Origin of the sequence: Allochromatium vinosum DSM 180, from assembly GCF_000025485.1 — a bacterium.
Taxonomy (GTDB): Bacteria; Pseudomonadota; Gammaproteobacteria; order Chromatiales; family Chromatiaceae; genus Thermochromatium; species Thermochromatium vinosum.
This window is the reverse complement of record NC_013851.1, coordinates 481,667-508,153: the sequence shown is the minus strand read 5'-3', so window position 1 is coordinate 508,153 and position 26,487 is coordinate 481,667. Positions and strand designations below refer to the sequence as shown.

Annotated in this window: 18 protein-coding genes, 1 tRNA gene and 1 other RNA gene; 9 read left to right on the top strand and 11 right to left on the bottom strand. The window is 65.9% G+C overall.

All coding sequences use genetic code 11. The features are described 5' to 3' along the window. Position 1: 1 nt before the first annotated feature. On the bottom strand, positions 2-1,387 hold the full coding sequence (cysS, locus tag ALVIN_RS02180; RefSeq protein WP_012969673.1) for a cysteine--tRNA ligase: 1,386 nt from the start codon (positions 1,385-1,387) through the stop codon (positions 2-4). A 174-nt stretch (positions 1,388-1,561) separates the two neighbouring features. On the opposite strand from cysS, the gene dxs reads away from it, so the two are divergent. Beyond that, a complete protein-coding gene (gene dxs / locus ALVIN_RS02175) occupies positions 1,562-3,466 on the top strand; it encodes a 1-deoxy-D-xylulose-5-phosphate synthase (protein ID WP_012969672.1) in 1,905 nt (634 codons plus the stop codon). Between the two features lie 4 nt (positions 3,467-3,470). Then, positions 3,471-4,247, top strand: a complete 777-nt coding sequence (gloB, locus tag ALVIN_RS02170) for a hydroxyacylglutathione hydrolase (RefSeq protein ID WP_012969671.1) — start codon at positions 3,471-3,473, stop codon at positions 4,245-4,247. Here the strand turns inward: gloB and ALVIN_RS02165 are convergent. Together ALVIN_RS02165 and ALVIN_RS02160 are read right to left on the bottom strand one after the other, a co-directional pair. After that, entirely contained in the window at positions 4,238-6,916 is a 2,679-nt protein-coding gene (locus ALVIN_RS02165) for a response regulator (protein ID WP_012969670.1), read from the bottom strand. The genes gloB and ALVIN_RS02165 overlap by 10 nt on opposite strands. Before the next feature lie 165 nt (positions 6,917-7,081). Beyond that, positions 7,082-7,408 carry a CCDC90 family protein gene (locus ALVIN_RS02160; protein ID WP_012969669.1) on the bottom strand — a complete coding sequence of 109 codons (327 nt, stop codon included), beginning with the start codon at positions 7,406-7,408 and terminating at the stop codon, positions 7,082-7,084. A gap of 272 nt (positions 7,409-7,680) precedes the next feature. Between ALVIN_RS02160 and yjjJ the strand changes: the two genes are divergently transcribed. After that, positions 7,681-9,024 carry a type II toxin-antitoxin system HipA family toxin YjjJ gene (gene yjjJ / locus ALVIN_RS02155; protein WP_012969668.1) on the top strand — a complete coding sequence of 448 codons (1,344 nt, stop codon included), beginning with the start codon at positions 7,681-7,683 and terminating at the stop codon, positions 9,022-9,024. 37 nt (positions 9,025-9,061) lie between these two features. Here the strand turns inward: yjjJ and ALVIN_RS17460 are convergent, their stop codons facing one another. The 5 genes from ALVIN_RS17460 to ALVIN_RS02130 all read right to left on the bottom strand — a co-directional run bounded on the left by ALVIN_RS17460 (position 9,062) and on the right by ALVIN_RS02130 (position 12,261). Beyond that, entirely contained in the window at positions 9,062-9,262 is a 201-nt protein-coding gene (locus tag ALVIN_RS17460) for a hypothetical protein (protein ID WP_012969667.1), read from the bottom strand. A gap of 119 nt (positions 9,263-9,381) precedes the next feature. Continuing rightward, positions 9,382-9,469, bottom strand: a tRNA-Ser gene (locus tag ALVIN_RS02150). 355 nt (positions 9,470-9,824) lie between these two features. Beyond that, on the bottom strand, positions 9,825-11,234 hold the full coding sequence (locus ALVIN_RS02140; protein ID WP_012969665.1) for a MiaB/RimO family radical SAM methylthiotransferase: 1,410 nt from the start codon (positions 11,232-11,234) through the stop codon (positions 9,825-9,827). 11 nt (positions 11,235-11,245) lie between these two features. Further along, positions 11,246-11,680 carry a YybH family protein gene (locus tag ALVIN_RS02135; RefSeq protein ID WP_012969664.1) on the bottom strand — a complete coding sequence of 145 codons (435 nt, stop codon included), beginning with the start codon at positions 11,678-11,680 and terminating at the stop codon, positions 11,246-11,248. An 8-nt stretch (positions 11,681-11,688) separates the two neighbouring features. Continuing rightward, positions 11,689-12,261 carry an Hsp20/alpha crystallin family protein gene (locus ALVIN_RS02130; protein WP_012969663.1) on the bottom strand — a complete coding sequence of 191 codons (573 nt, stop codon included), beginning with the start codon at positions 12,259-12,261 and terminating at the stop codon, positions 11,689-11,691. A 111-nt stretch (positions 12,262-12,372) separates the two neighbouring features. Here ALVIN_RS02130 and ALVIN_RS02125 point away from each other — a divergent pair, with 111 nt between their 5' ends. Together ALVIN_RS02125 and ALVIN_RS02120 are read left to right on the top strand one after the other, a co-directional pair. Beyond that, positions 12,373-13,836 carry a Mur ligase family protein gene (locus tag ALVIN_RS02125; protein WP_012969662.1) on the top strand — a complete coding sequence of 488 codons (1,464 nt, stop codon included), beginning with the start codon at positions 12,373-12,375 and terminating at the stop codon, positions 13,834-13,836. Positions 13,837-13,859: 23 nt separating this feature from the next. Next, on the top strand, positions 13,860-15,065 hold the full coding sequence (locus tag ALVIN_RS02120) for a dicarboxylate/amino acid:cation symporter (protein ID WP_012969661.1): 1,206 nt from the start codon (positions 13,860-13,862) through the stop codon (positions 15,063-15,065). On the opposite strand, the gene ALVIN_RS16430 is transcribed toward ALVIN_RS02120, so the two are convergent. Together ALVIN_RS16430 and ALVIN_RS02110 are read right to left on the bottom strand one after the other, a co-directional pair. After that, complete coding sequence (locus tag ALVIN_RS16430; protein ID WP_012969660.1) at positions 15,009-19,151, bottom strand: EAL domain-containing protein; 4,143 nt, start codon at positions 19,149-19,151, stop codon at positions 15,009-15,011. The genes ALVIN_RS02120 and ALVIN_RS16430 overlap by 57 nt on opposite strands. Then, on the bottom strand, positions 19,148-21,484 hold the full coding sequence (locus tag ALVIN_RS02110; protein ID WP_012969659.1) for an ATP-binding protein: 2,337 nt from the start codon (positions 21,482-21,484) through the stop codon (positions 19,148-19,150). Before ALVIN_RS02110 ends, ALVIN_RS16430 begins: the two co-directional genes overlap by 4 nt. A gap of 120 nt (positions 21,485-21,604) precedes the next feature. Here ALVIN_RS02110 and ALVIN_RS02105 point away from each other — a divergent pair, with 120 nt between their 5' ends. From ALVIN_RS02105 to ALVIN_RS02095, 3 genes are all read left to right on the top strand, one after another. Beyond that, a complete protein-coding gene (locus tag ALVIN_RS02105; protein ID WP_012969658.1) occupies positions 21,605-23,392 on the top strand; it encodes a hypothetical protein in 1,788 nt (595 codons plus the stop codon). Positions 23,393-23,402: 10 nt separating this feature from the next. Beyond that, entirely contained in the window at positions 23,403-24,221 is an 819-nt protein-coding gene (locus ALVIN_RS02100; protein ID WP_012969657.1) for a DUF2272 domain-containing protein, read from the top strand. A gap of 88 nt (positions 24,222-24,309) precedes the next feature. Next, entirely contained in the window at positions 24,310-24,876 is a 567-nt protein-coding gene (locus ALVIN_RS02095; protein WP_012969656.1) for a hypothetical protein, read from the top strand. On the opposite strand, the gene ALVIN_RS02090 is transcribed toward ALVIN_RS02095, so the two are convergent. Beyond that, positions 24,873-26,147 carry a hypothetical protein gene (locus ALVIN_RS02090; protein ID WP_012969655.1) on the bottom strand — a complete coding sequence of 425 codons (1,275 nt, stop codon included), beginning with the start codon at positions 26,145-26,147 and terminating at the stop codon, positions 24,873-24,875. The genes ALVIN_RS02095 and ALVIN_RS02090 overlap by 4 nt on opposite strands. Before the next feature lie 203 nt (positions 26,148-26,350). Here ALVIN_RS02090 and ffs point away from each other — a divergent pair. Then, positions 26,351-26,447: signal recognition particle sRNA small type (ffs, locus tag ALVIN_RS16865), an RNA gene on the top strand. Positions 26,448-26,487: the final 40 nt, after the last annotated feature.

Below are 26,487 nucleotides of genomic sequence, written 5' to 3'. Positions count from 1 at the left end.
TTCAGCCAGCCCGCCGCCAGGTCGTTCCTTGAGGACCGTCTTCCAGCACGATGCCGGCGGCCGTGAGCGCCTCGCGCAAACGATCGGCCTCGGCCCAATCCCTGTTGGCGCGCGCGGCGCGGCGCTGCGCGATCATGGCCTCGATCTCGGCATCGCTCGGACCGTCGGCGTCCGCGCCGCCGCGCAGATAGCGCTCGGGATCGTCCTGGAGCAGACCCAATGCGGCGCCCAGTTCGCGCAGCAGGGCGCCATGCGCCGCCGCTTGGTCCGAGCCATCGGACCTGAGCCGATTGATCTCGCGCGCCAGCTCGAAGAGTACGGCCAGCGCCTCGGGCGTGTTGAAGTCGTCGTCCATCGCCGCCTGGAAGCGGGCGCGGAAGGCTTCACCCTCAGCGGGCGCGGCCTCGGGCAGTCCGCGCAGCGCGGTATAGAGCCGGGTCAGGGCCGCGCGCGCCTTCTGGAGCGCGCTGTCGTCGTAGTTGAGCGGACTGCGGTAGTGACTGGTGAGGATGAAATAACGCACCTCCTCCGGCCGGTAGAGACGCAGGATCTCGCGCACGGTGAAGAAGTTGCCCAGCGACTTGGACATCTTCTCCTCGTTGACGCGCACGAAACCGTTGTGCATCCAGACGTTGACGAAGGGTTCGCCCGTGGCGCCCTCGGACTGAGCGATCTCGTTTTCGTGATGCGGAAACTGAAGGTCGGCCCCGCCGCCGTGGATGTCGAAATGGTTGCCCAGACAGCAGGTGCTCATGGCCGAGCATTCGATGTGCCAGCCGGGACGCCCCGGTCCCCAAGGCGAGTCCCAGGCCGGCTCGCCGGGCTTGGCCGCTTTCCAGAGCGCGAAGTCGAGCGGATCACGCTTGGACTCGCCGATCTCGACCCGCGACCCGGCGCGCAGATCGGCCGGATCCTTGCCCGAGAGCTTGCCGTAGTCGGGGAAGCGGCTGACGGCGTAGTAGACATCGCCATTGTCGGCGACATAGGCCAAGCCCTTGTCGATCAGGGTCTGGACCATGGCCAGGATCTCGCCGATGTGCGCCGTGGCACGCGGCTCGTCGGTCGGCGGCAGCACGCCGAGCGCCTCGCTGTCCTCGCGCATGGCCTGGATGAAACGCTCGGTCAACGCCTGGAAGGGTTCGCCGTTCTCATTGGCGCGGCGGATGATCTTGTCGTCGATATCCGTGATGTTGCGGATATAGGTCACGTCATAGCCGAGCGCACGCAGATAGCGATAGACCACGTCGAACACCACCAGCACCCGCGCATGCCCGAGATGACAGTAGTCGTAGACCGTCATGCCGCAGACATACATGCGGACTTTGCCGGGTTCGATGGGTTGGAAGGGAGCTTTCTGGCGGGTCAGGCTGTTGTGGATCTGTAGCATCGCGGTGGCTTGGGTTTGAAATGACCAACATCGAGACCCCATGGTAACAAAGGCGCGGGTTCGCGACGCGATCGATCTTCGTCGGCAGCGATTGGCCGGATGCGATCGATTGGGCAGCCCGGCGACGATTGCACTAAGATACCCCGCCTTGTCACACGATAGCCGCCAGAGACCATGCCACATCGCACCCTGACCGATTCCGGCGTCGGCGCGCACCGACGTCCCCTCTTGGACTCGATCGACAGTCCCGCCGACCTGCGCGCCCTGTCCGAGAGCCAGCTTCCCGAACTCGCCAGCGAGCTGCGTTCCTTTTTGATCGAATGCGTCTCCAAGACCGGCGGACATCTGGCGGCCGGACTCGGCGTGGTGGAGCTGACGCTCGGTCTGCACTATGTCTTCGACACGCCGCACGACCGGCTGGTGTGGGACGTCGGTCATCAGGCCTATCCGCACAAGATCCTCACCGGGCGACGCGACCGCATGTGCACGCTGCGCCAGAAGGACGGCATCTCGGGATTCCCCAAGCGCGGTGAGAGCGAATACGACACCTTCGGCGTCGGCCACTCCAGCACCTCGATCAGCGCCGCGCTCGGCATGGCGCTCGCCGCCAAGCAGAGAGGCGAACGGCGCACCGTGATCGCCATCATCGGCGACGGGGCGCTGGGCGCCGGCATGGCCTTCGAGGCGCTCAACCATGCCGGCTCGATGGACATCGATCTGGTGGTCATCCTCAACGACAACGAGATGTCGATCTCGCCGCCGGTCGGAGCCATCAGCAACCATCTGGCGCGTCTGCTCTCGGGCAAGCTCTACACCAGCGTGCGCGAAGGCAGCAAGCACGCCCTGGCCGGGATGCCGCAGTTGCGCCATCTGGTCGGGCGCTGGGAAGAACACATGAAGGGCATGCTGATGCCCAGCACGCTGTTCGAGGAACTGGGTTTCAACTACATCGGCCCGGTCGATGGACACGACATGGACGGGCTACTGCGCACCCTGCGCAATATCAAGGACATGCCCGGCCAGCGCCTGCTGCACATCGTGACCAAGAAGGGACGCGGCTTCGAGCCGGCCGAGGGTCAGCCGGTGATCTACCATGGCGTCACGCCCTTCGATCGCCAGACCGGACAACTGCTCAAGGCCAAGGGCGCGGGACCAACCTATACCCAGATCTTCGGCGGCTGGCTCCATGACACGGCCGCCGCCGATCCGCGTCTGGTCGGCATCACGCCGGCCATGTGCGAAGGCTCGGGTTTGACGGCCTTCTCCAAGCGCTTCCCCGAGCGCTATTTCGACGTCGGCATCGCCGAGCAGCATGCCGTGACGCTGGCCGCCGGTCTGGCCTGCGAGGGACTGAAGCCGGTCGTGGCCATCTATTCGAGCTTCCTGCAACGCGCCTACGACCAGCTCGTGCATGACGTGGCGCTCCAGAACCTGGACGTGACCTTTGCCGTCGATCGCGGCGGACTGGTCGGGGCGGACGGTGCAACCCATGCCGGCGGTTTCGATCTGAGCTTCTGCCGACCGATCCCGAACCTGGTCATTATGACCCCATCGAACGAGAACGAATGCCGGCGGATGCTCAGGACGGCCTATGAATACGAAGGCCCGGCGCTGGTGCGCTATCCGCGCGGCGGCGGTCCGGGTGTGGCCATCGACCCGAATGCTCCGGCGCTGCCGATCGGCCGGGGCGAGATCGTGCGCGAAGGATCGCGGATCGCCCTGCTCGCTTTCGGTCCGCTGGTCAAGACCGCGCTGGAAGCCGCCGAGGTCTTCGATGCCACGGTCGCCGACATGCGCTTCGTCAAGCCGCTCGACGCGGCGCTGATCCTGGATCTGGCCGCGCGCCACGAGATCCTGGTCACGCTGGAGGAGAACGCGATCGCCGGCGGCGCGGGCAGTGGCGTGGCCGAGCTGCTGTCGGAGCAGGGCGTGGTCAGGCGCTGTCTGCATCTGGGTCTGCCCGATCGCTACATCGATCATGCCGAGCACCATGAGCAGCTCGCCAGTGTCGGACTGGATGCGCCGGGCATCATCGCCAGTCTCCAGGCCGAACTCGAACGGCACGAACACGCGGGCTGACACCATGCTCGCTGTCCAACCGATCCCGGCTTTCGAGGACAACTACATCTGGCTCCTGACCGAAGGGGGCGGAAACGCGGTCGTGGTCGATCCGGGTGACGCTGAGCCGGTGCTGGAACGGTTGAGCGCCGAGCATCTGACTCTGACGGCGGTGCTGATCACGCATCATCACTATGATCACACCGGCGGGCTGGATGAGTTGCTCGCGGCCTTCCCAGGACTGGAGATCAACGGCCCGGACGACGATCGCATCCGTGCTCTCACTCACCGTCGGCGCGAGGGCGAGACCTTCGTTCCGGCTGGATTGACGACGCCCTTCCAGGTGCTGGAGGTTCCGGGTCACACCTCAAGCCATATCGCCTATCTGGGCGCCGGCCGGCTGTTCTGCGGCGACACGCTGTTTGCGGCCGGGTGCGGACGGGTCTTCGACGGCACTTTCGAGCAGCTCGCTCATTCGCTGGAACGGATCGCGGCCCTGCCCGTCGACACGCTCTGTTATTGCGCGCACGAATATACCCAGGCCAATCTTGGTTTCGCCGAATGGGTCGAGCCCGACAGCCCGGCACTGGCCGAACGGGTACGCCAGACCCAGTTGCAGCGCGCCAGAGGGCAACCGACCGTGCCCTCGCGTCTGGATCTGGAGCGCGCCACCAATCCCTTTCTGCGCACCCGCGAACCGAAGGTCATCGCCGCCGCCGAGCGTCAGGCCGGGCACAGGATGGCCACGAGCGCCGAGGTCTTCACCGCCCTCAGACGCTGGAAGGACGAGCGCTACGATTGATGCTCAGTCCGTGAAAACCAATACTGGAGGGTGGCCAGGAGCTGCTGGGGCTCGACCGGCTTGGTGAGAAAATCGTTCATGCCAGCCTCCAGGCATTGTGTCTGGTTATCGGCAAAGGCATTGGCAGTCATGGCCACGATGGGAGGCTGGGTGTCCATCGGGAGTCGGCGAATCCGACGTGTGGCTTCCAGCCCGCCCATGACAGGCATCTGCATGTCCATCAAGATGAGGTCATAGCGGTGTCGTTGCACGTACTCCAGCGCCTCGACCCCGTTTTCGGCGGTGTCGGTGTGCAGCTCCAGATCGGCGATCAGTTCCAGCGTCACCTCGCGGTTGATCGGCTCGTCCTCGACGAGCAGGAGGCGGCGTCCTGCACAGACCTGCATCAGCTCATCCATCTCCATGGGCGCCGGTGCCGACACAGGCGCTATGGATGGAGTCCCGCGCCGCAAGCGCACGGTGAACCAGAAGGTACTGCCGACCCCCAGGGTACTCTCGACCCCGGCCTCACCGCCCATCAGCCGGGCGAGTTGCTGGGTCAAGGCCAACCCGAGTCCGGTACCGCCGTACTGACGGGTGATCGAGGTGTCCAATTGCTCGAACTCGTTGAACAGACGGGATAAATGCTCGGCCGCGATCCCGATACCTGTGTCTTCGACCTCGAAACGCCCCAGGACGCTGTCACCCAGGTCCGCTTCGGGGAAGGCACGCAATGTGACGGAACCGTACTGGGTGAACTTGATGGCATTGCTTGCATAGTTCAGCAGCGCCTGCTGGAGACGGGCTGAATCACCGAGCAGATGCGACGGCCAAGCCTGGAGTTTGACGCAGAGCTTCAAGCCTTTTTCCGCCGCCTGATCGGAGAGCATGGCCACGAGATTGCGCATGATCGCTTCGATACGGACCTCTGATTCCTCCAGCGTCAGCTTACCGTCTTCGATCTTGGAGAGATCGAGGATGTCGTTGATGAGATCGAGCAGATGACGCCCCGCCACCTCAATCTTGTCCAGCCGCTCGGCCTGTGTCGGGATGAGGGCTTGCTGGCGCATGAGGCGCGCCATGCCGAGCACGGCATTGAGCGGGTTGCGGATCTCATGGCTCATATTGGCGAGAAAGATCGACTTGGCCTGGGAGGCCGCCTCGGCCTGATGGCGCAGCTCGATATCGATGAGTGCGCCAAGCTCGGTCGCCGAGGCCAGCTCCTCCTGCGCCCAGCGCCAGCTGCGCAACCGCACCGTCTGTTGCCAGGCGGCGAATGACTGTCGCGGTCCGATGCGACCATCCGGCCCGATGTTGACCGCCTTATCCGGGTTGCCGGCCCAGGTCACATGCCGCACCTGCTCAGCCCGAAACCACAGTAGCCCGAGATCCCGAGCAGACGCCAGGCGCAGGAACATCAGCCCGGCCGCCGTTGGCCCCAGATCGACCGTCTCGGGCAGATGGTCACTCAGACAGTCGGTGGCGAACAGCGACGAATGGTCATCATCGATGTGCCGGCGAAGGTCGACAGCCAACTGGGAGATCCGTTCGGCCTCAGGCGTCGTGCCGGCCGTATAAACCTGGGAGCCGGCGATCAGGGCCATGCCTTCAGCACCGACCGCTCCAAGCAGGTCGGCTTGATGCGCACCCGTCAGCAGGTTCTGGAGTCTCACCCCCTGACGCATCGCCGCCATCACCCGCTCGCGGCAGGTCTTCAGATGCTGCTCATACAGACGACGGCGCCGATCCTCGGCCACCTGGATCTGTGTCTCCAGATCCTGGGCCATCCAGTCCATGACCCGACGGATCTCGTCTGAAACCCAATAGGGAGAGAGATGATGGCAGGCGATCAAGCCCCACAGCCGGTCGTCGTGGAACAGGGACAGCGTCAGGGTGGCACGGACCCCCATGTTGCGGAGGTATTCCACATGCACCGGGGAGACACTGCGCAGCAGACTGCGCGAGAGATCGAGCGGCCGGCCCGTGATGGGGTTCGGTTCCGGCTCGATCGGTACCGGGACATAGTCGATATCGACGATCGCGCGGGTACGGTTGATCAGGTAGAGCCGTCGGGCCTGATCCGGAATATCGGACGCGGGATAGTGCAGTCCCAGGTAAGGCTCCAGGTCGGGACGCCGCGCCTCGGCGACGACCTCGCCGTGCCAGTCGACCGGATCGAAGCGGTAGACCATCACGCGATCATAGCCGGTGAGGTCGCGCAGCAAGGTCGCCGCCTGCTGGAGTTTCAGCGGCAGATCGGCTTGGGCGCGGACCCCGACGAGTCCGCGCACGGCGCGGGCGAGCAGGTCGTCGGAGGCACCGGGAGGTGACGGCACCGGCTCCAGTTCAAGGATCACCAATGCCTCGGATTCATGCACATAACCGGTGAAGGCGACGCCATCCAGCGGCGAGCACCAAGCGAACGAGACCGGGGCGCTGGGTTGTTCGCGGTACGTCGCCAAACCGGCTTGGGCGGCTGTCAGCAGTTCCACTCCCAGTACGCTGTCCAGCTCACGCTCCAGCAGAGCCGCCGGCGCGATTCCGAGCCGATCCTTGCAGTTTGCAGTCGCCTGGACGATGCGCCACGGCGACTCATGGAGGGCGAGCAAGACGCCGTGCGGTTGGATCGCACCCGCCAGATGAATCGGCTCGGACGCGCACTGATCGAGGTCGGGGAGATCGTTTGGCATCCCTGGAGGTTCCGCCATAATCGACTTGAAGAGACCGGGTTCCCACGATCAAGCACAGCAGGATCGAGTGAAGGGATTCTGTGCGGCTGCCCAGGCTCCGTCAATACCGGCGTGCGCACACCAGTAGCACTGAGCGGTCTGGGATCATGGCCTTTTGGGTCTCGCTTAGACCATTCCGCCCATCTTCATCAGCGCGACGATGATGAGCGTGGTCTGAAGGAATCCCGCCCCGACGACCCAGCGGATGAGTTCGGCCTTACTCTCGGCAATTCGGGCGTTCGTCTCCGCGATGTCGCGCTTCATCTCCAGGCGCAGTGCCTCGATGTCGCGCCGCAGGTTGTTCTCGTGGGCCTCGACCTCGGCCTTGGTCGCCATCTGCCGGTCAATGATCTCGGCCAAGGCGCGGGCCTGTGTCGCGGCTTGCTGTTCGTTGAATCCGCCGGCCTTGAGCGTTTCGGCATAGGCCAGGGTGTCGAGCACAAAGGTGGTCATGGGGTATCCCTCTCGGGGTGTCGGTGTCTCGAATGTGAGTGTGAACCATCCGTGGGTCAATAGCGATCAGGCGGCTTTCCTCTCGGCGTGCAGCCGCGCTAGGCCGTCGCCGACTCGCCCTGCCCCCTTCACGTTTACCCACTCAAACGAGAGAGGCCGACTTGTTGCGCCGGTCAACTAACGCACCGCTGCGACCGCATTGTTCTTGACGCCAGACTTAGGAAAAGCACAGAATCTCTATTCACTTATCTATTCACTTATCTATTCACCTAATGTCTCGCCACGCTGACCCCATCCGCCTTCAGCTCTCCAGGGGGCCGTTGGCCAGCAGACAACTTTTTGAAAAAATAGGAGTTAGTCAGCCGACTGGGTCGCGCGCCCTAAAAGCCCTTGGCGGCGAAGTTGTTCGGTTCGGCTCGGGACGAGCTATTCACTATGCCCTGCGCGACGAGGCACGAGGGCTACCTGACATCGCAATCTACCGTGTCGACGTCGAAGGGCAAATTCGGCGGCTCGGAATGCTCATCCCGGTGCGCCCTGAGGGGTTCGTCATGCGTCAGGAGAACGGCGCTGCTCACCATAGCGACGGACTTCCGTGGTGGTTACTCGACATGCGTCCACAAGGCTATCTAGGGCGAGCCTATGCTGTACGCTACGGGGCCGAACTAGGGTTACCTGGCAGCCTTTCTGACTGGACGGACACTCACGCCCTACGGGCCTTGCTGGTGCACGGCCATGACGTCGTAGGCAATCTCCTTCTTGGGGAGATGGCTCGTGAGCGCTTCCTGTCTGCCCCGCCCCCGACACCCGTGCCTATGGCTGAGAAGGCGGGCCATTACGTGCAACTAGCCGCAGAAGCTGCCCGCGGCGACACGCCCGGTTCGTCCGCAGGTGGTGAGCAACCGAAGTTCACTACGTTCGCCGAAACACCGGACGGGCCGCGCCATGTCATTGTGAAGTTCACGGAACCTGTCGACGGGCTAGTGAGCGAGCGATGGAGCGATCTTCTGCTTGCAGAGCACCTTGCACTGGAAACGTTGCGAGAGGCCGGGGTGGCAGCCGCCAGAACGCGCGTCATCGATCACGGACAGCAGCGCTTTCTCGAAGTCGAGCGTTTCGATCGGGTTGGAGCCGCCGGACGACGAGCAATCATCTCGTTAGGCGCTTTTGACGCAGAATTCGTCGGGTCTGGAAGGGATCGCTGGCCTATTGTTGTGCGGCGCCTGTCCGCGTCCGGCGAAATCCGCTCGGAGGCTGCCGATGAGGCGGATCTCCTTTGGGCTTTCGGCACGCTGATTGGAAACACTGACATGCACCTCTACAACTTGTCCTTTGTTTCGGAGCACGGCCGCCCTTACGGCATCGCCCCAGCGTATGACATGTCACCCATGTGTTTTGCCCCCCGCAGCGGCGGCGGCATGGCCGACACGATTCAGAAAGCAACCATCCATTCGGACGTGTCGAACGAAACATGGCGCTTGGCTGGGCAACTGGCACGCGATTTCCTGGCTCGCATCCAGCGTCAGAGTGTGTTTAGTCGTCGGTTCGATCCTTGCCTCCATTCGCTGACGCAGCACATCGAAGCCGCAAGCGTGCAGATCGCCAAACTAGGATAGCCGCAACCCCTCTTGCTCGCGCTGAGAGGAGCCGCGATCAGATAGAGACTGGCTCAGGCGATATCGGACGGCAAACCAGCTTCACCAGCTGGTCGAGTTCTCCGCCAAAGATCTTGGACCAGCGGTCGAAATCGGCCTCTTTCTTGGTGCGGAAGCATTCGACGAATCGCTGACCCTTGCACCGGATGCTGACTTGCCAGGGTTTGGCGCGATTGTCGAACGTGCGAATCGATGCCATCGCGCGCCCCGTTTGGTGTGCTGCGGTGGGCGCCAGTGTAGCTTTTGAGTAGTGCGCTCAAATCGGGGATTTTGGATCAGGCCTGGCGGGGTGAAGCTCTTGCAAATGCCTGATTTGATTGGCGGAGAGGGAGGGATTCGAACCCCCGGACCCTTTCGAGTCAACGGTTTTCAAGACCGCCGCTTTCGACCGCTCAGCCACCTCTCCGAAGAATGGAGCGCTCGACAAGCGCCCCAGCGATGCGGGACGGCAATCATAGCGCATGACTCGCGACGACCCAAGCACTTCATGCGCCAGCGCAGTCAATGCATCAGGCTGCACACCATCATCCTCGAAAGCGCTTATGCTTGAAGCAGAGATTCCAGCCAACCTACTGCACTGAGAGGTGTGTCATGGAAATCGGCTCAGTCCACATCCAACCGATGAAACCCAGCCAGCCGGCCGCGCCCACCCCGCCGCCCGGAGGCAACATCGAGAACCGGCAGCCGCCGCCGGAACCTTCGCCGCCGACGCCGCCTTCGCGACCGGGCGCGGAGAGTACGAGTCAATCCGGCATCGATGTCTACGCCTGAGCCGGCTCGATGCACTCGGGCGCCATCGGCTCGACGCCGGTCGGCTCAGCGATCAGCAGGCCGGCCGCCGCGTCGAGTCCCGTGATCCGCACCTGTATCAAACTCCCCTCCCCGATCGGCGCCGCTGAATGCACATGCACCGGCAGATAGTTGGGCGTGTAGCCCGATCTTGGCCGTCCCTCGAACGCATCGGGCAGACGCTCATGCAGCAGCATCACCGTCTTGCCGATCTGATCGCGCAGGATCTGGAGCCGCGAGCGGTGCGCCAGCGACTCCAGTTCACCGACACGTCTCCGGCGCGTGCGTGCATCCACCGGATTCGCAAAGCCGGCCGCCGGCGTACCCGGACGCGGCGAATAGCCGAAGACATGGATGTGCCCGAAACGCAGCGACTCGGCCAGTTCAAATGTCTGACGCCAGTCGTCGTCGTCCTCGCCGGGGAAGCCGACGATGATGTCGGTGGTGAGATTGAGATCCGGGATCGCCGCCCGCGCCCCCTCGACCAAGCGGATGTATTCATCGCGCTTGCAGCGGCGCGCCATGCGTCTGAGCACCCGATCCGAACCGCTCTGGAGCGGCAGATGCAGATGCGGCATCAGCCGCCGGTCGGCGAACAGCGACCAGAAGCGCTCGGGCAGATCCCAGGGTTCCAGTGAGCCGAGACGCAGGCGCGGAATCGCCGTCTCGTTCAACAGGCGCTCGATCAGGTGCGTCAGATCCGTCCCGAGATCGGCCCCATAGCCGCCGAGATGCACGCCGGTCAGCACCACTTCGCGGATGCCTGAATCCTGGAAGCGCTCGACCTCGCGCACGATCTCCGGCAGCGGACGGCTGCGTTCCGGGCCGCGCGCCTGAGTGGTGACGCAGAAGGTGCACTGATAGCGGCACCCGTCCTGGATCTTGACGAAGGCCCGCTGGCGTCCGCGCGCAAAAAGCGGCGCGGCCAGATCCATCGCGTTGGTTGCCGACGGATGTGGAAGGCCCGAATCGAGACCGAGTGCCGCAAGCACGAGTTCGACCAGCCGATCCTTGTCGCGATTGACGACGATGAGTCCATCGGAGGCCACCGTTGAGGACGCGGGCGGCGTGGATGTCGGGAGCAACGAAGACAGGGGAAACGCCTGAGCCGTACCGGCACTGGTCGCGCCCCCGTCGAGCGAGACCAGACACCCACTGACGATCAGGCGCGCCCCCGGATGACGCCGTTGGGCACGCCGCAGGATCTGGCGCGACTTGCGCACCGCCTCGCCCGTGACGGCACAGGTATTGACCACGATCAGCTCGGCCGGAGCCGTCTCGTCCTCGACGATCGTGAATCCGCGCGCCTGGAAGTCACGCGCCCAGGATTCAAGCTCGGCCTCGTTGAGCCGGCAGCCGAGTGTCTGGAGCCGGACGCGCATCGCCGCTCCGATCAGGCCAGCGCCGTCCGCCCCGCCGAGGGCATGCTGGGCGCCGGCGGCGGAGTCGGTGAGCTTTGATGCATCAGCAGCCGCCAGCCGTCCGCCGCACGCCGAAAGACATGGGTGGCATAGAGCGGCGGGGGCAGCGGCACACCGGGCTGGAACTGATCGGCCTGGATCTGCGGCCGTTCCTCGACCAGATGCACCGCCAGATCGCCCTCCTCGATCCAGAGCAGATGCCTGACCTGGAGATCGAAGCCCCGCCCCTGCTCGAAGAGGATGCGCCACAGGCGCCCGACCTGCTCGCCGACGGCCAGAGGCGTCATCGGCAGCAGGCAGAAGATCGCGTCCGAGTCGGCCCAGACCGAGGCCATGGCCTCGGCATCGCCGGCTTCGAGCGCGTCATAGTAGGCGTCCTCGACGTCCTGAGGGGTCTCGAAGCGCATGCGCGAACTCACCAGCGCCCGCCGCGCCAGGCATCGGCGACTCTGGGCACGCGGATCAGGATGCGACCGTCCTCGTAGACCTCGCGCGTCATGCCGGCCAGATCGGCATCCGGCGGCAAGCCCACGCGCCGACCGCTGGTGTCACGCGAAATGCTGTAACGGCTCTGATAGCCGTCACCACCCGGCAGGGTGTCGTTCTGGCTGAAGCGGACCGTGGCGCTGTGCGTGATGACCAGACCGCGACCGGCCGGGCGGATCTCGACCTGATCCGGCTGGATGTTCTGGAGCTGGATCTCGATCAGATAGGCGTCATCGGTGGCGCGGCGCGTGAGGCTCAGACGCGGCCAGGCCGGACGCTCGCGGGGTGCCATCCGCTCAGCGGCGCCCTGAGACGGCCAGGGTGCCGATTCGAATCCGGACGGTGGCGGAACGGGCGGTCCATAGGCTCCCGGATAGCCGGCATAGGGCGCGGGTTGAGCTACACCCGGCGCATAGGGGCCATAGGGCGTCCAGGCTTGAGCCAGGACCAGGGTCGGCAGGAACGCGGACAGGGCCACGGCGGTGACGGTGATTCGACGCATGATGGACTCCCGGATTCGAGTTCACGAAGGCTTGAAGATGGACGGACAGACCGCGCTGCCAGTATAAGGCGACTTGCACCAAAATTCGCCACCCCCAGCGACGACCCGAACATGCTCACCGACGCCCTCACCCATCTGCTCGCCACCACCGACTTCGCCTGGAGCCGCCCCGCGCCCGAGGCGCCGCGCCCGACCAACATCCAGTGGCGCGCCGATGCCTGTGACGACGGTTCCATCCTCCTCTTCCAGCGCTTCGATGATGGCCTGACGGACAGCGAGATCCATCGGCGCTATTTCGCCGGACGACGTTTCGCCGCACTCGTCACCAACCGTCCGCTCGACTGCTTCGACCGGATGCCAGGAGTCGCGCTCCATGTCACCCGTCCGGGCGACTGGGCCGAGGTCGTGCGCCGGTTCTGTGATGTCGTCTATCCGCTCGCGCCCGGTGCGCTGCGCTTCATCGGTGTCACGGGCACCAACGGCAAGACGACGACCGTGAAGTATCTGGAATCCATCCTCGCCGCGCATGGCCGGCGCGTGCTGTCGATCGGCACGCTCGGCGTCTTCCTCGATGGCGTGCGTCAGGTCGAGACCGGCTTCACCTCGCCGCCGCTGATCGAACTGCGCCGGCTCCTGCACGCCCATCAGGATCAGGCCGACGTGGTGGTGATGGAGGCCAGCAGTCATGCACTCGATCAGGGTCGGGTCGCGGGTATCCCGTTCCAGGACGCCGGCTGGACCAATTTCACCCAGGATCATCTCGACTATCACCGCGACGAGGCCAGCTATTTTGCGGCCAAGGCGCATCTGCTCGATCTGATCCGGCCCGGCGGACGGCTCTACTGCACCAGCCGCGCCGTCGCCGATCGGCTCGCCGCGCTTGGTCCGACGCCGGTTCCGGTCGAGGTGCTGGAGCCGGCCCGGCTCCCGCCCGAGGCGATCGCGGCCAAGCCCTTCCTCGCCCTCGCGCACAATCGCGCCAATTATGCGCTGGCGGTCGCTCTGGCCGAGCGTGTGCTCGATGCCATGCCGACCGACGAGACACGCCAACACTGGCGCCATCTCCAGCCGGTTGACGGACGCTTCGACTGCCGCGTCCACGGCAACCGCGCCATCGTCATCGACTTCGCCCACACCCCGGACGCGCTCGACACCATCCTCGGCGCCATTCGCGAGGGCTTCCCCGACGCGCGCGTGGTCACGCTCTTCGGCTGCGGCGGCGATCGCGACCGCTCCAAGCGTCCGCTGATGGGCGCCGCCGTCGCCCGCCACTCGGACGCGATCATCGTCACCTCCGACAATCCGCGCCACGAGCCGCCCGAGCGCATCATCGACGACATCCTGACCGGATTCCCCGAAGATCAGGACTACAGCGTCGTCGTCGACCGCGCCGAGGCCATCGCCCGGCTCTTCGACCAGCTCGCCGCCCGGCCGGACGATGAACCCTGGGTCGCACTCATCGCCGGCAAGGGCCACGAGCGCTATATCGATCGCGACGGACACAAGACGCCCTACAGCGATCAGGAACAGGTCGACGCCAATCTGCAACGACTCGGCTGGACATCGGCTTCCTGACCGAGACAAGGCAACCACGATCCATGCGCCGGCTCTACTCCATCCCCAGCGGTCTGATCCTCGGCATCGCGCTGGCGCTCCTGCTCCCCCAGGGCGCGCCCACCGTGGCCTGGATCGGGCAGATCTTTCTGTCGCTGCTCAAGCTCCTGATGCTGCCGCTGATCCTGGTCTCCATCTATGCCTCGCTCGCCGGCGGGCGGGATCTGCGGCATATCGGCGGGCGCGCCCTGCTCTATTACCTGATCACTTCCTGTATCGCCGCTGCGCTCGGAACCGGGATCGGGCTGACCTTGTCGCAGAACGTCCCGGTCGGTCTGCTCGATCTGGAGGCGGTGGCGCCGGACGGCGCGGCCTTCAGTCTGGAGCGCCTGATCGCCAACCTGATCCCGACCAACCTCTTCGCCTCACTGGCCGAGGGCAACATCCTGCACATCGTCGTCGTGGCCATGCTGGCGGCGCTCGCCTCGCGCCGGTTGCAGGCCGACCAGCGCGACACCCTGCTCGGCGGCGCACGGGCGCTCGACGCGCTCCTGATGCAGCTGCTCGCCGGCATCCTGACCCTGGCCCCGATCGGCATCGCCGCCCTGGTCTATACCAGTCTCGCCGCCATGGACTGGGCCGAGATCCTGCAACTGCACGCCTTCGTCTGGGCCGTAGCACTGGCCGCCGGACTCCATGCGCTGGTCGTCCTGCCCCTGCTTTATCACCTGCTCACCGGGCGCGCGCCCTGGCGTCTGGCGCTCGCCTGCCGCGAACCGCTGCTGACGGCGCTCTCGACCGCCTCCAGCTCGGCGACCTATCCGGTCTCGAAACGAGCACTGGAACGCTTCGGCGTCCCCGAGCGCATCACCAGCCTGACCCTGCCGCTGGGCGCCACGCTCAACATGGACGGCTCGGCGCTCTATCAGTCGATCCTGCTGATCTTCATGTCGCAGTTGGCCGGAGTGGATCTCACGCCGTGGCAGGCGCTGTTCATCGTGCTGCTGACCATGGCCTCCTCTGCCGGCACGGCCGGGATTCCGGGCGGCGGCATCGCCATGATGGCCTTCATGCTGGATCTGCTGGGACTGCCCCAGACGTATCTCGCACTCTATCTGATCGTCGATCGCTTCTTCGATTATCCGATCACGGCCGTCAACGTCTGGGGTGATCTGGTGGTCGCGGCCGGCCTGTCAAGAACCGTCGCAACCCGGCACGACCTTGGAAGCCGGAACGGGAGGCTGGAGTAGGAAGCCCTGCACCGCGTGACACCCCTCGCGCGCGAGAAAGGCGAGCTGCTCCTCGGTCTCCACCCCTTCGGCGACCAGCCGCAGACCGAGCCCATGCCCTAGACCGATCATGGTACGGATCAGTAGCTCGGTGGTGTGCTCGCGCCCGATCTCCTGGATGAAGGTGCGGTCGATCTTGAGGGTGTCGATCGGCAGATGCTTGAGCAGGGCGAGCGAGGAATAGCCGGTCCCGAAGTCGTCGATGGCCACCCGCATCCCCTGCTCACGCAGACGCGCCAGGGTGTCGAGCAGACGCGCGTCACGCGCCAGCAGCAGACTCTCAGTGACGTCCAGTTCGATCGTCCCCGGCGGACAGGCACGCGCGAGCCGGAACAACCGCTCGATCAGACCACGATCGCTGAATTGGGCCTCCGAGAGGTTGATCGAGACCGGCTGGACATGACCCTGGTTCGCCCAGTGCGCCAGTTGACGCCCGATCTCCGCGATCACCCAGGCACCGATGGGCAGGATGAGTCCCGACTCGTCGGCCACCGGGATGAAGCTCTCCGGCTCGCGCAGTCCCTGCTCGCGATCCTCCCAGCGCAACAGCGCCTCCAACGCGATGGGCGCGCGCGTGCGACTGTCGAGGATGGGTTGATAATGGAGTCTGAACTCGTCGTGCTCGAGCGCATGGCGCAGACGCGCCTCGGTCTCCAGGCGCTGCCGGACCCGCGCGCCCATGGGGGCGGTGAAGAACCGATAGGTATCGCGCCCCTGGAGCTTGGCGGCATAGAGCGCCGTGTCGGCGTGCTTGAGCAGGATCTCGGGGGTGTCGCCATCGTCCGGACTCAAGGCGATGCCGATGGAGGCGGTGCAGACGAGCGAGTGGCCGCCGAGCCGGAAGGGTTGACGGAATTTGTTCAGGATGGCGTCAGCGACCCGCATGGCGATGCGCTCGGCATCGCGCCCCTTGAGGATCAGGGTCAGCTCGTCGCCCCCGAGCCGGGCAATGGTGCCGGCGAAGGCGATGCCCTGCGGCTTGAGCGCGGTGCCGACCTCGTCGACGGCATCCTGCAACCGCTGTGCGGCCACGCGCAGCAAATCATCCCCGATGCCATGCCCGAGCGAGTCGTTGACACGCTTGAATCGATCGAGATCCAGGCACAGCAGGGCCAGCCGATCGTCGCGCCGGCGCGCGTGGGCCAGGGCGCGCGCCAGATCCAGATTGAAGCGGCGACGATTGGCCAGGCCGGTGAGACTGTCCTGATAGGCCAGTTGCTGGATCACACGCTGACGACGCTGACGCTCGGTCATATCGCGCAACAGCAGGATGATCTGATCGGCGTCGATGGCGATGAGCCGCGCCTCGAAGACGCGCGCCTCATCGTGTTCGTCCGTCACATCGATCTCCAGCTCGCGCACGCCGTGCTCGACCAGGGTCGCGGCCAGTTCGCGCCGAATGACCGCACAGGCCGACTCCGGCAGCAGATCCGACAGGGTCGAGACGCTCGACTCGGGGCGCGCACGGGCCTGTCCCGGCAACCAGCCGGACTTGAACTGCAACACCCGCCCCTGGCTGTCGAGCCGCAGCAGGGCATCGGGGATGGCCGCGATCAGCGCGCTCTGGCTGGCTTCGCTGCGGTGCAGCGCTTCCAGGGTCGCCTGGCCGCGCAGCAGATACCGGATGCGGTGGAGCAGCAGCGGCCACTTGAGCGGTTTGAACTGGAAATCGGTGGCACCGGCCTCGTAGGCGCGCTCGATGGCCGCGTGATCCTCGTCCTCGATCAGGGCCAGGATCGGGATCAGCTCCAGGCCGGGGTACTGCCTGAGCCGATGGCAGATTTCATGCCCATCCAGCCCAGGCGCCATGAGATCGAGCAGGATCAGGTCCGGACGCCGGCGCGCGACCGACTCCAGCGTGCTCTGGGCGTCATGGGCGAAGACGATCTGCCATTCAGTCTCCGCAAGCTGCGAGCGCACACCGGACTCGAGTACCGGATCGACGCTGATCATCAGGATCGAAGGCGGCTCGACCGGGTGGCGTTGCGGCGAACCGTCCAGGGCATCGGGCGCGTCCATCGAACCCGAGGACCGGGCGGGATCGGCGGTCGAGGCCGCATCCGTCGTCGAACGAACTGCGAGCGACTCGACGGCGGCGCGACTCTGGACCAGGAGTGCGTCCAGGGTCGCGATGGACTCGACGCTCATCCGGGGCGTCAGCGCCGACTCGGGGAGACGTTCCAGGTGCTCGCACAGTCCGGCCAGACGCCTCAGACCGAGCGTCGCCGCACTCGCTCCCAGCGCACGCGCCGCCTCGGTCAGGGGCGCGGAGCGGCGAGCCTCCAAGGCCGAACGGAGCGCCGCGCTCAGTCCGGACTCGGCCTCGAGAAAGCCGCCGATCAGACGCGCCTGCAACGCGCTCCCCGTCGTGGCATCGAGGGCGCGCACCCTGTCGAGCGGTCCCGGATCCAGGATCGGCCAGTCCATGAAGGCTTCGACGCCGGCCGAGAGCGCATACAGCGGCCCGGAGCCGAACTCGGGATCGGGTCCGGTCGCCCCCCCTTCCCAGCGCCGGGGCGACCAGCGTTCGAGCATCGCGCGGAGTGCGCGCCGCGAGAGCGGCTTGGTCAGATAGTCGTCCATGCCCGCCGCGCGACAGCGCTCCTGGTCGCCTTCCAGGGCGTGGGCCGTCAGGGCGATGATGGGCAGACGGGTACGGGACTCACCTTCCTGGAGCCGGATGCGTCGCGCGGCCTCGTAACCGTCCATGAGCGGCATCTTGCAGTCCATGAGCACCAGATCGAAGGACTCGCGGCTCAGGGCCTCGATGGCGGCCTGACCATCGAATACGATGCGCGACTCACAGCCGAGCGATCTGAGCATGGCCGTGACCGTATCCTGGTTGATGGCATTGTCGTCGGCGACCAGCACCCTGAGTCCAAGCCCCGCACGAGGCGTTGCGACGGGCGGCTCATCCTCGGCGATCCAGGATTCGGCGCGGACAGGTTCGGCACCGGAGCCGTTCAGAGCCGCCAGCACGACGCCCGGCGTGACCGGCTTGGTCAACTGGGCCGTGACCGCAAGCGCGGCGGCCTGATCGTCGCGCCATCCGGATCTCCGGGGGACCAGCAGGAGACGCTGGAGCGCCGCCAGCGCGGGTTCGGACTGGATCGACCGTTCCGAGAGCAACGGCTCCAACCCCTTGACCCGCGCATCCACGAGCAGCGCATCGAAGGGTGCGCCCGAGCTGGCGGCCTCGCGCACGGCCCGGCGCGCGGCCTCGACCTCGGTCGCTCGACTCACGCTCAGCCCCTGGTCGTCGAGTCGTGCTTCGAGCGTCTGCGCCATCAGGCCCTCGGGAGCGAGCAGAAGCACCCGGCCGCCGGCCAGTATCCCGCCCAAGTGGCGTCCACGCCGTTCGCTGGAGGCGACCGCCAGTGGCAGCTCGACACAGGTGAGCCGGCCATCCAGCGACTCCGGTTCGGACCAGATCCGCCCTCCCATGCATTCGGCCCAGGCACAGGCGACGGTCAGCCCCAGCCCCGAACCGGCGGCGCGTCCCGTCCAGGGGGCGCCGCTGTCGGCTGGAAGCACGAGTCCATTCGCCTGCCCGGTCAGGATCTCGACGCGCAACCGATCCTCCAGCCAGCTCGCACGCACCAGCAGTTCCCCGGCGGGGGTCAGATCGATCAAATCCTCGATCAGATAACGCAGGAGTCGCCCGAATCGGTCCGGATCGCCGAGGACACGATACGGCAGGTCCGGCGCGAGATCGCCGGCGAGTTCGAGTCCGGCGACTTCGGCCTGCTCGACGGCGGAGTCGAGCACCGCTTCGAGCGCACCCATGAGGTCGAATTCGCGCGGCGCCAGTTGGATCTGGCCCGTTTCGATGCGCGCGAGATCCAGCACATCGCGGATCACGTCCTGCAAACGTCGGCCGGCACGGGCCAGGGTCTCGACATAGCCGCGCTGAGTGGGATCGAGCACCGTCTCCATGAGCAGCTCGCTCATGCCGAGCAGGCCATTCAACTGGGTATGGAGCGCATGACTCAGATCCGCCAGCGGGGCGTGTCCGGCACCGAGCCTCTGTGGTGAAGATGTGTTCATTCCGATGATATCCAGGTCCGTTCTGTCTTCCAGCGCGTCAGGAGCGTGGCCAGGGCCTCGAGCGTGAACGGCTTGGAGAGATGATCGTCCATGCCGGCCGCGATGACCCGTTCACGATCGCCCGCCATGGCCTGTGCGGTCACGGCGATGATGGGGACTCGCCGCCCGAGCGCCGATTCCAGCTTGCGTAGACGTCTAGTGGTCTCATAGCCGTCCATGACAGGCATCTGACAGTCCATCAGCACCAGATCCGCCGGGCGAGCCGTGAACGACTCCAGAAGACTGCGGCCATTGGGGTGGAGTTCCACCTCACAGTCGAGTGCCGTCAACATCCACTCGATCACGCGCTGATTGGCTGGGTTGTCCTCGGCCACCAGGACGCGCAACCCGAGGGATGGCCGCTGCTTCGCGCCCTCGCCATGACCGCCCGCGCCACGGGATCGGATGATAGCACTCAGCCCGTTCTGTAGCTCAACGTGTGTCGGGGGCAAGCCGATCTCCGGCAGCCGCCCCCAGACCGGGTCATCGCCGGCCGCGCCGCCACGGGCGCGCAGGCGAAGAACGGCCAGGGCGCGCGCGCTCATTTCGTGCAGCAGACTTCCGGCCGGACTCGTCGGGGCGGGCAACTGTTCGTGCTCAAGGAGCAGGACATCGAAGGTCTGCCCGCGTGCGGCGCGCGTGAGTGCCGATTCGATCGCGGCGGCCAGGGACGTCTGGTGTTCGACGCTCATCCCCAAGTCTTCCAGCATGCCCCCCAATTGAGCCGCGAGCGACGGCTCCTGAACCAGCACCAGGGTCTGGAGACCGGCGAGACGCCGATCGACGGCCGGCGGCGATTCGCTCGATTCGAGTACCAGCTCGACCCGGAACACCGAGCCCAGCCCCGGTTTGCTCTCGACGTCGATGCCCCCCCCCATCAGCTCGACGAGCTGACGCGAAATGGCCAGGCCGAGTCCGGTTCCACCATAGCGGCGCCTGGTCGAGACGTCGGCCTGAGAGAACCGTTCGAAGAGCCTCGAACATTCCTCTGTACTCAGACCGATGCCGGTGTCGCGCACCGCGATCACGAAACGCACCCAGTCGTCGGTACGCTCCAGACAGTCCAGGGTTACGGACACCCGGCCCTGTTCGGTGAACTTGATGGCATTGGAGACCAGATTGGTCAGGATCTGGCGCAGCCGGCCCGGATCGCCGCGCAGCCGCGCCGGCAGCTCCGGATCCAGCTCGATGGCAAACTCCAGCCCCTTACGCTGAGCGATCTCGCGCAGCGGCTCCAGGGTGCGTTCGATGGATTCACGGGGATCGAAATCGAGTCGCTCCAGCTCGAGCCGTCCGGCCTCGATACGGGACATGTCCAGGATGTCGTTGATGATCCGCATCAAGGCCGCCGCCGAATCCTGGATCACCCGCGTGCAGTCGCGTTGAGCGGCGTTCAGATCGGTCTCCTGGAGCAGCTCCGTCATACCGATGATGCCGTTCATCGGCGTGCGGATCTCGTGGCTCATGTTGGCCAGAAAGTGCGACTTGGCCCGATTGGCCCGCTCGGCCGCGTCGCGCGCCTCGCGCAGTTCGGCGTCGCGCTGCTCGATGCGCTCCAGCATGGCATCGAAGGCGCGTGTCAGGGTGGCCAGTTCGTCGGTCCCGATCGATCCCAGGCGCACCCCGTAGTCTTCGTCCAGGGTAATGCGCTCCATGGCGACGGCCACTCTGGCGATCGGCTCGGAGATCAGACGGTGCAAGCGCGATGCAAGCAGAAAGGCCAGCCCCAGCCCCCCGGCGAAGACCACCAGAGCCAACCAGACCTGGAGCCAGATGCGTCGCGTCAGATCCGTCGTATCGTATTGCAGATCCATGTAACCGAGCGGCCGGCCGTCGATCTGTACCGTCATGTGCACATCCAGATAACCACGCTGGAAACGCGCATTCGGCTGGGTGTCCGACGGCCAGGGTGCGTCGCCGGCTTCGCGCTCGCGTTGCTCGCTGATCTCGATACGTTTCTGGAGTGTCCGATGATGTGGATGCGGACTCCGGTAACGGGCGAAGGAGACCCGATCGAGGTCGCGGATCTCGATCCCGATGATCTCAGCCTCAGTGCCCAGCGCCGCCAGGATCTCCTCAGCCCCCGGAGCATCCTGGAAGGCCAGTGCGGCCGAGGTGCTGATGCTGGCCACCCGGGTCAGGGCACCGACCCGCTCGACCAAGGCACCGCGCCGCTCGATGATGTCGGCGATCACGACCAGCAGCGCCAGAACCAGCAGCACCAGGGCGCTGACCAGCATCACCACGGCGATGACCTTGTCGCGCATCGACAGGCGGCTGAAGCGCGTCATCATGGTTCAGCCCCATCCGTCGCCCACTGTTGCATCGCGTCGACCTCATCAGAAAACCAAACGCCCTGTTCGAGGCGAATTCTATAGAATTAGTCCAGACACGGCTCAGACGAGGTGATCGGGATGCGACGACACGGCAGCGAGGCATTCATCGGTTTGATCCTGCTCGGACTCCTGGTATGCGCTCCGGCACCCGCCGCTCCCGAGCGCTCCTGGGAGCCTGGACTGGCGACCGAGTCCGGGACATGCATCTGGACCGCACCGCTCGAACCCCGGCCAGGGCAGCCGCTGGAGGTCTTCGCGGTGTCGACCGATGGCGCGCTGGAGCGTCTGAACCTGACCGATCCGGCCGGCCAGACACGCCCGTTGCGCACCCTCGCCCAAGGCGGCCCACCCTGGAGTCTCTATGGCACCGTCTTTCGTCCCGAGCGCGGCACCTACCGTCTCGAAGCGATGCGCCATGGCCAGGTCGTCGCGCGCACCGAGATCACGATCGGCAACGGCATGAGTGATCGCGGCAGTGGTCGGTGGGATCTGGCCACCGAGGCGCTCTATGCGGCCTGGATCGAACATCTGTTCAACGCCCCGCCCGAGCAAGCGCTGACGTTCGAGTCGCTCACGCCGGTGCTGAGCGACCCGGCACAGAACTTCCTGTTCGGCTATCTGGGTGCCAACGAGGACAACTCGCTGCGTTCCGAGCCGGATTGTGCCGACCTGCCCTACTATCTGCGCGCCTACTTCGCCTGGAAGCTTGGTCTGCCCATCAGCTATCGTGCCTGCAACCGCGGCAGCCGCAGCCGTCCACCGCGCTGTGAGTCGCCCATCGTCGACACCCGCTTCGTCGGCACGCGCGCTCCGATCGGCACCTTCCGCGAGGCCACCCGCCGACTGGTCGACACCGTGCACTCGGGCAGCGCGCGCACCGGGCTGCGCGACGAGGCCACGGATGTCTATCCGGTTGCGCTCTCACGCGAGACACTCTGGCCCGGAACCCTCTATGCCGATCCCTATGGTCATGTCCTGATCCTGGTCAAGTGGCTGCCGGGCGATGGCCGGACCGCCGGTCGATTGCTCGCAGTCGATGCCCAGCCGGACAATTCGGTGGCACGCAAGCGCTATTGGGAGGGCAATTTCCTCTTCGCTCAGACGGCGAGCGCCGGCCCCGGATTCAAGGTCTTCCGCCCGCTGGAGCCCAAAGGCGCGGGCTGGCGACTGGCCTCCAACGCCGAACTCGATGGACGCTCCGGTCGCCCGGCCTTTTCGCTGGAGCAGGCCGACCTCGATTCAGACAGCTTCCACGCGCGCGTCGCGCGGATCATCGATCCGCGCGGACTCGACCCCGTTCGTGCCTATGACTCGGTTCTGGAGGCGCTGATGGAGCAACTGGAGACCCGCGTGACCTCGGTCGACACGGGCGAGCGTTACATGCGCGAACATCCGGGCGCCGTCGTGCCCATGCCGAGCGGTCCGGCGATCTTCGAGACCGTCGGCCCCTGGGAGGACTATGCGACCCCCTCGCGCGACATGCGGCTGCTGATCGCCCTGAAGGTGGTCGAGGGACTGCCCGAGCGCATTCGCCGCCATCCCGAACTCTATGCGCTCGCGGGCGAAGACACGGCTAGTGCGGCCGACCGGGTCGCACGCCTGCACGAGCAGCGACTCGATGCTCGCACCATCACCTATACGCGCAGCGATGGCAGCCCCTGGCGTCTGAGTCTGCGCGAACTCTATGCCCGGCGCGCCAACCTGGAGGTCGGCTACAATCCCAACGATTGCGTCGAGATCCGCTGGGGCGCGACACCGGGCAGCGCCGAGGCCGCGACCTGTGGCCGCCGGGCACCATCGGATCAACAGACGCGGATGGAGTCGTACCGCGCCTGGTTCCGCGACACCACCCGCCCACCGCGCTGAGAGGATGCCCATGCGCCGCTTCCATACCCAGACCCGATGCCGATCCGGACGCATCGCCGCTGTCGACCGACTGGGTCGGTGGCTGATCCTGGTCGCCAGTCTGGCCCTCCTCTCCTGTGCGGCGCCGCCGGAATCGGTCGGACCCGAGGGGCGCACCGGCACCTGGTCCGGGTATCCCATCGGTACGCCGCCGGCTCCGAATCCGGCGCTCAAGCGCGCCATCATCGCCCGCGCCGAGCAGGAATGGGCCTACTTCGGCCGGCAGGAGATCGTCTTCAAGGGGGCGGTGGAGAGTATTCCACTCGTCGGCGACTGGGAGGACGATGGGGCGCGCCAGAGCAACCGCGTCAATGTCTATTGGCGCTCGGTCGGCGAGTCCAGACTGACCGGGATGGACTGCCAGAAGCCCTGGTCGGCGGCCTTCATCAGCTGGATCATGCGTAACGCGGGGGTTCCGACACATCAGTTCCGGCCCGCGATCGCCCACTGGGTCTACCTCGCGGACCTGATCGAGTCCGCCAGCCTGCCGGGACGCTATTTCGTGCCGCGTCGTCTCCAGGACTACAGCCCTGAGCCCGGCGACCTGATCTGCGCCTACCGTCAGCCATCGCGCGTCATCATGACCGACGGCGCTGTACGCGCCGGCACACTCACCGGACTCAGGGCGCATTGCGATCTGGTGACGGCCAAGCACGGCCGCACACTGGAGGTCATCGGCGGCAACGTGCGCAACTCCGTCTCCAAGGTCCGGCTCGAACTCGACGGCCGGGGGCGCCTGCAGCCGATTCCTCGCCGCCCCTGGTTCCTGATCCTGCAAAATCGGCTGTGACTCCAGGCAGCCGCAACCGTCAATCGTGTTCCACCATGGGCCGGGAGTGTCTGGATACCCTGGACGTGGTCTATCGGGAGAGCCAGCTATGTTTCGAATCCTCGCCGTCGCCACGGCCGCCGCATCCGTCCTGATCAGCGGCTGTCTACCGCCACCGCCGGGTCATTTCGGCTCGTTCGCCACGCCGGTCACTCCTGACGAGTACGGTCGGCGTCTGTGCCGCCATCTGGAGCTGGAAGACTATGCGGCCTGTCTGAGCGAGGTGCTCGGCTACTTCGAGGAACCCAGGCCCGACGACCTGCCCTACGGTCGCAACTCGAACGCCGGGCCGATCGCCCTGGTCCTGGATCGACGGGTCTATCTGGGTCGCTACGACGGCTCGCCCCTGGTGACGCGTTTTCGCGTCACTCACGGCAACCAGTCCTGCCAGGGCGGCTACGATGCCTTCGCCGGCTCGACCGACGCCATCCTCGACGTCCAGTGTTCCGATGGACGCCGCGGCTGGGCCGATCTGACCTCGGCCCTCGACGGGCGCAACGGCATCGGGCGTCTCGAACTGGAGGACGGCACCCAGGCCGAGATCGTCTACGGCTATACGGCGCTGGGACAGGCCGAACCCTATCCCTATGTGCACTGGACCCCGCCGGCGGACTAGCCCGAGACCTCGCCCCGCAACTGCCGGGTGAGCTTCTGGATCTCGCGCTGCATCTCCAGACTCTCGAAGGGGCGTAACGCCGGGGCCTGACGGTTCATCAGACCTTCGAGCAGCAGTTGACTGGAGCGCACCAGCCCGACCAGCTCGCCCGAGACGCGCACTGTCTCATAGGTGTTCCAGGCGGCGGCGATGTCCTTCTCCAGTTCCTCGCGTGCCTGGCGCACCTGTGCGGCCTGATCGACCAGATACTGCCGATAGAATCCGGCCGCCTGGAGCGTGAGCTGCTGGGCCTGGAGATTGCCCTCCAGCAGGGTGCGCCGGTCGGGGGTCTCGCGCAGCAGGCGCTCGGTGTCGGCGGCGAGCGTCTGAGTCTGGCCGACGATGTCGTCGATCTGGGGCAGATAGCGCTCGTCGATCGCCTCATCGATCTGGACGTGCATGCGGTCGAGCGACTTGAGCAGCACGACATAGAGTCCGTAGTAGCGACGCGCGCTCTGCAAGTCCTCGCCGCTCTGCTCCAGCAGCTCCTCCAGTTGCAGAGTGATGGATTTGACGTTGTCGAACAGGATGCCGAGGTCGACCAGATTGTCGCCGACCACGGTCGAGAGCAGCAGGTCGAGCTGCTCATCCTCCAGCTTCAGTCCGATGGCGCGCAGCGACTGGGCGAACTCGCGCTTGAGTGCCTCGACCTCCTGGGCAGCACGCCGGATATCGGCCTCGCGCGCGGCGATCAGGGCGTCATAGTCGGCGATGGTCTTCTTGAAGGTCGATTCGGACGGGGCCGTCACCCGTTTCTGGCGATGATCGGCGATCTCGGCGCGCCAGCGGACGATCTGCTCCTGCTGGGCCTGAATGCGATCACGGTATTTGAGCGCCGGCGAGACCGAGAGGATCGAGACCGCTTCGTCGAGCAGAGCATCGATCTCGGCCTGGTTGGCCTTCTGGTCGTGACCGAACCAGGCGCTCTCCGGCAACGTCTGATGACGCTGCTCCAGGAGCAATGCCTGGTCGAGCGTCGGCAGGGCGCGCTGCCAGATCTGATTGAAGTCCGGTTCCTGGCCGTCGAACAGGCCCCGCGCATCGCGCATCGTCTGCCCGGCCAGATCGCGTGACTGCTCCCACCAACCAGCCGCGCGCTCGCGCGTCTGTGACCAGAGATCGGCGTTCGCTCCGGCCTCAGTGGAATCCGCCGTCTGCGCGCCGGCACCAGAGGTCAGGAGTAGCAGACCGAGCGCCAGTGCACCGAGTAATCGAGTCGAGTCGTGGGACATGACCAAGCCTCTCGTCGCGAGGTAGATAGATGCGTTCTATCTTCGCATGGAACACCGGTGCTCGCGTACCCTCCGGACTCCTCGGCGCCTATCTGGAGCCGGCCGCCGCGCGACCTGGATCGTTTGTGTTCCGGGGATGTCTCTGCTAATCTCCGCGCTCGCTCCGGCGGCCCCGGCTGTCGAGCGAGCGTTATGGTGGCCCGTGCCGGTCCCCTCGCAACGTGAAACCGTGAACCCGGTCAGGCCCGGAAGGGAGCAGCCGCAGCGGTGGAATCGTGTGCCGGGGTGTGGCTGGCGCGGGTCGCCGCCCCCATAGGCCGTACTTCGCCCCCTGCCCGCG

Excerpts from the sequence above, each read along its gene's own strand:
- ALVIN_RS02140 (WP_012969665.1), bottom strand. The coding sequence starts at position 11,234 with ATGCGCGTCCGGCTCCAGACACTCGGCTGCCGGCTCAACGAGGCCGAG.
- ALVIN_RS02100 (WP_012969657.1), top strand. The coding sequence starts at position 23,403 with ATGCGCCGCTTCCATACCCAGACCCGATGCCGATCCGGACGCATCGCC.
- ALVIN_RS02130 (WP_012969663.1), bottom strand. The coding sequence starts at position 12,261 with ATGCGTCGAATCACCGTCACCGCCGTGGCCCTGTCCGCGTTCCTGCCG.
- ALVIN_RS02135 (WP_012969664.1), bottom strand. The coding sequence starts at position 11,680 with ATGCGCTTCGAGACCCCTCAGGACGTCGAGGACGCCTACTATGACGCG.
- ALVIN_RS02120 (WP_012969661.1), top strand. The coding sequence starts at position 13,860 with ATGCGCCGGCTCTACTCCATCCCCAGCGGTCTGATCCTCGGCATCGCG.
- ALVIN_RS02090 (WP_012969655.1), bottom strand. The coding sequence starts at position 26,147 with ATGTCCCACGACTCGACTCGATTACTCGGTGCACTGGCGCTCGGTCTG.
- ALVIN_RS17460 (WP_012969667.1), bottom strand. The coding sequence starts at position 9,262 with ATGGCATCGATTCGCACGTTCGACAATCGCGCCAAACCCTGGCAAGTC.
- ALVIN_RS02105 (WP_012969658.1), top strand. The coding sequence starts at position 21,605 with ATGCGACGACACGGCAGCGAGGCATTCATCGGTTTGATCCTGCTCGGA.
- ALVIN_RS02095 (WP_012969656.1), top strand. The coding sequence starts at position 24,310 with ATGTTTCGAATCCTCGCCGTCGCCACGGCCGCCGCATCCGTCCTGATC.
- ALVIN_RS16430 (WP_012969660.1), bottom strand. The coding sequence starts at position 19,151 with ATGAACACATCTTCACCACAGAGGCTCGGTGCCGGACACGCCCCGCTG.
- gloB (WP_012969671.1), top strand. The coding sequence starts at position 3,471 with ATGCTCGCTGTCCAACCGATCCCGGCTTTCGAGGACAACTACATCTGG.
- dxs (WP_012969672.1), top strand. The coding sequence starts at position 1,562 with ATGCCACATCGCACCCTGACCGATTCCGGCGTCGGCGCGCACCGACGT.
- ALVIN_RS02125 (WP_012969662.1), top strand. The coding sequence starts at position 12,373 with ATGCTCACCGACGCCCTCACCCATCTGCTCGCCACCACCGACTTCGCC.
- ALVIN_RS02110 (WP_012969659.1), bottom strand. The coding sequence starts at position 21,484 with ATGATGACGCGCTTCAGCCGCCTGTCGATGCGCGACAAGGTCATCGCC.
- ALVIN_RS02165 (WP_012969670.1), bottom strand. The coding sequence starts at position 6,916 with ATGCCAAACGATCTCCCCGACCTCGATCAGTGCGCGTCCGAGCCGATT.
- yjjJ (WP_012969668.1), top strand. The coding sequence starts at position 7,681 with ATGTCTCGCCACGCTGACCCCATCCGCCTTCAGCTCTCCAGGGGGCCG.
- ALVIN_RS02160 (WP_012969669.1), bottom strand. The coding sequence starts at position 7,408 with ATGACCACCTTTGTGCTCGACACCCTGGCCTATGCCGAAACGCTCAAG.
- cysS (WP_012969673.1), bottom strand. The coding sequence starts at position 1,387 with ATGCTACAGATCCACAACAGCCTGACCCGCCAGAAAGCTCCCTTCCAA.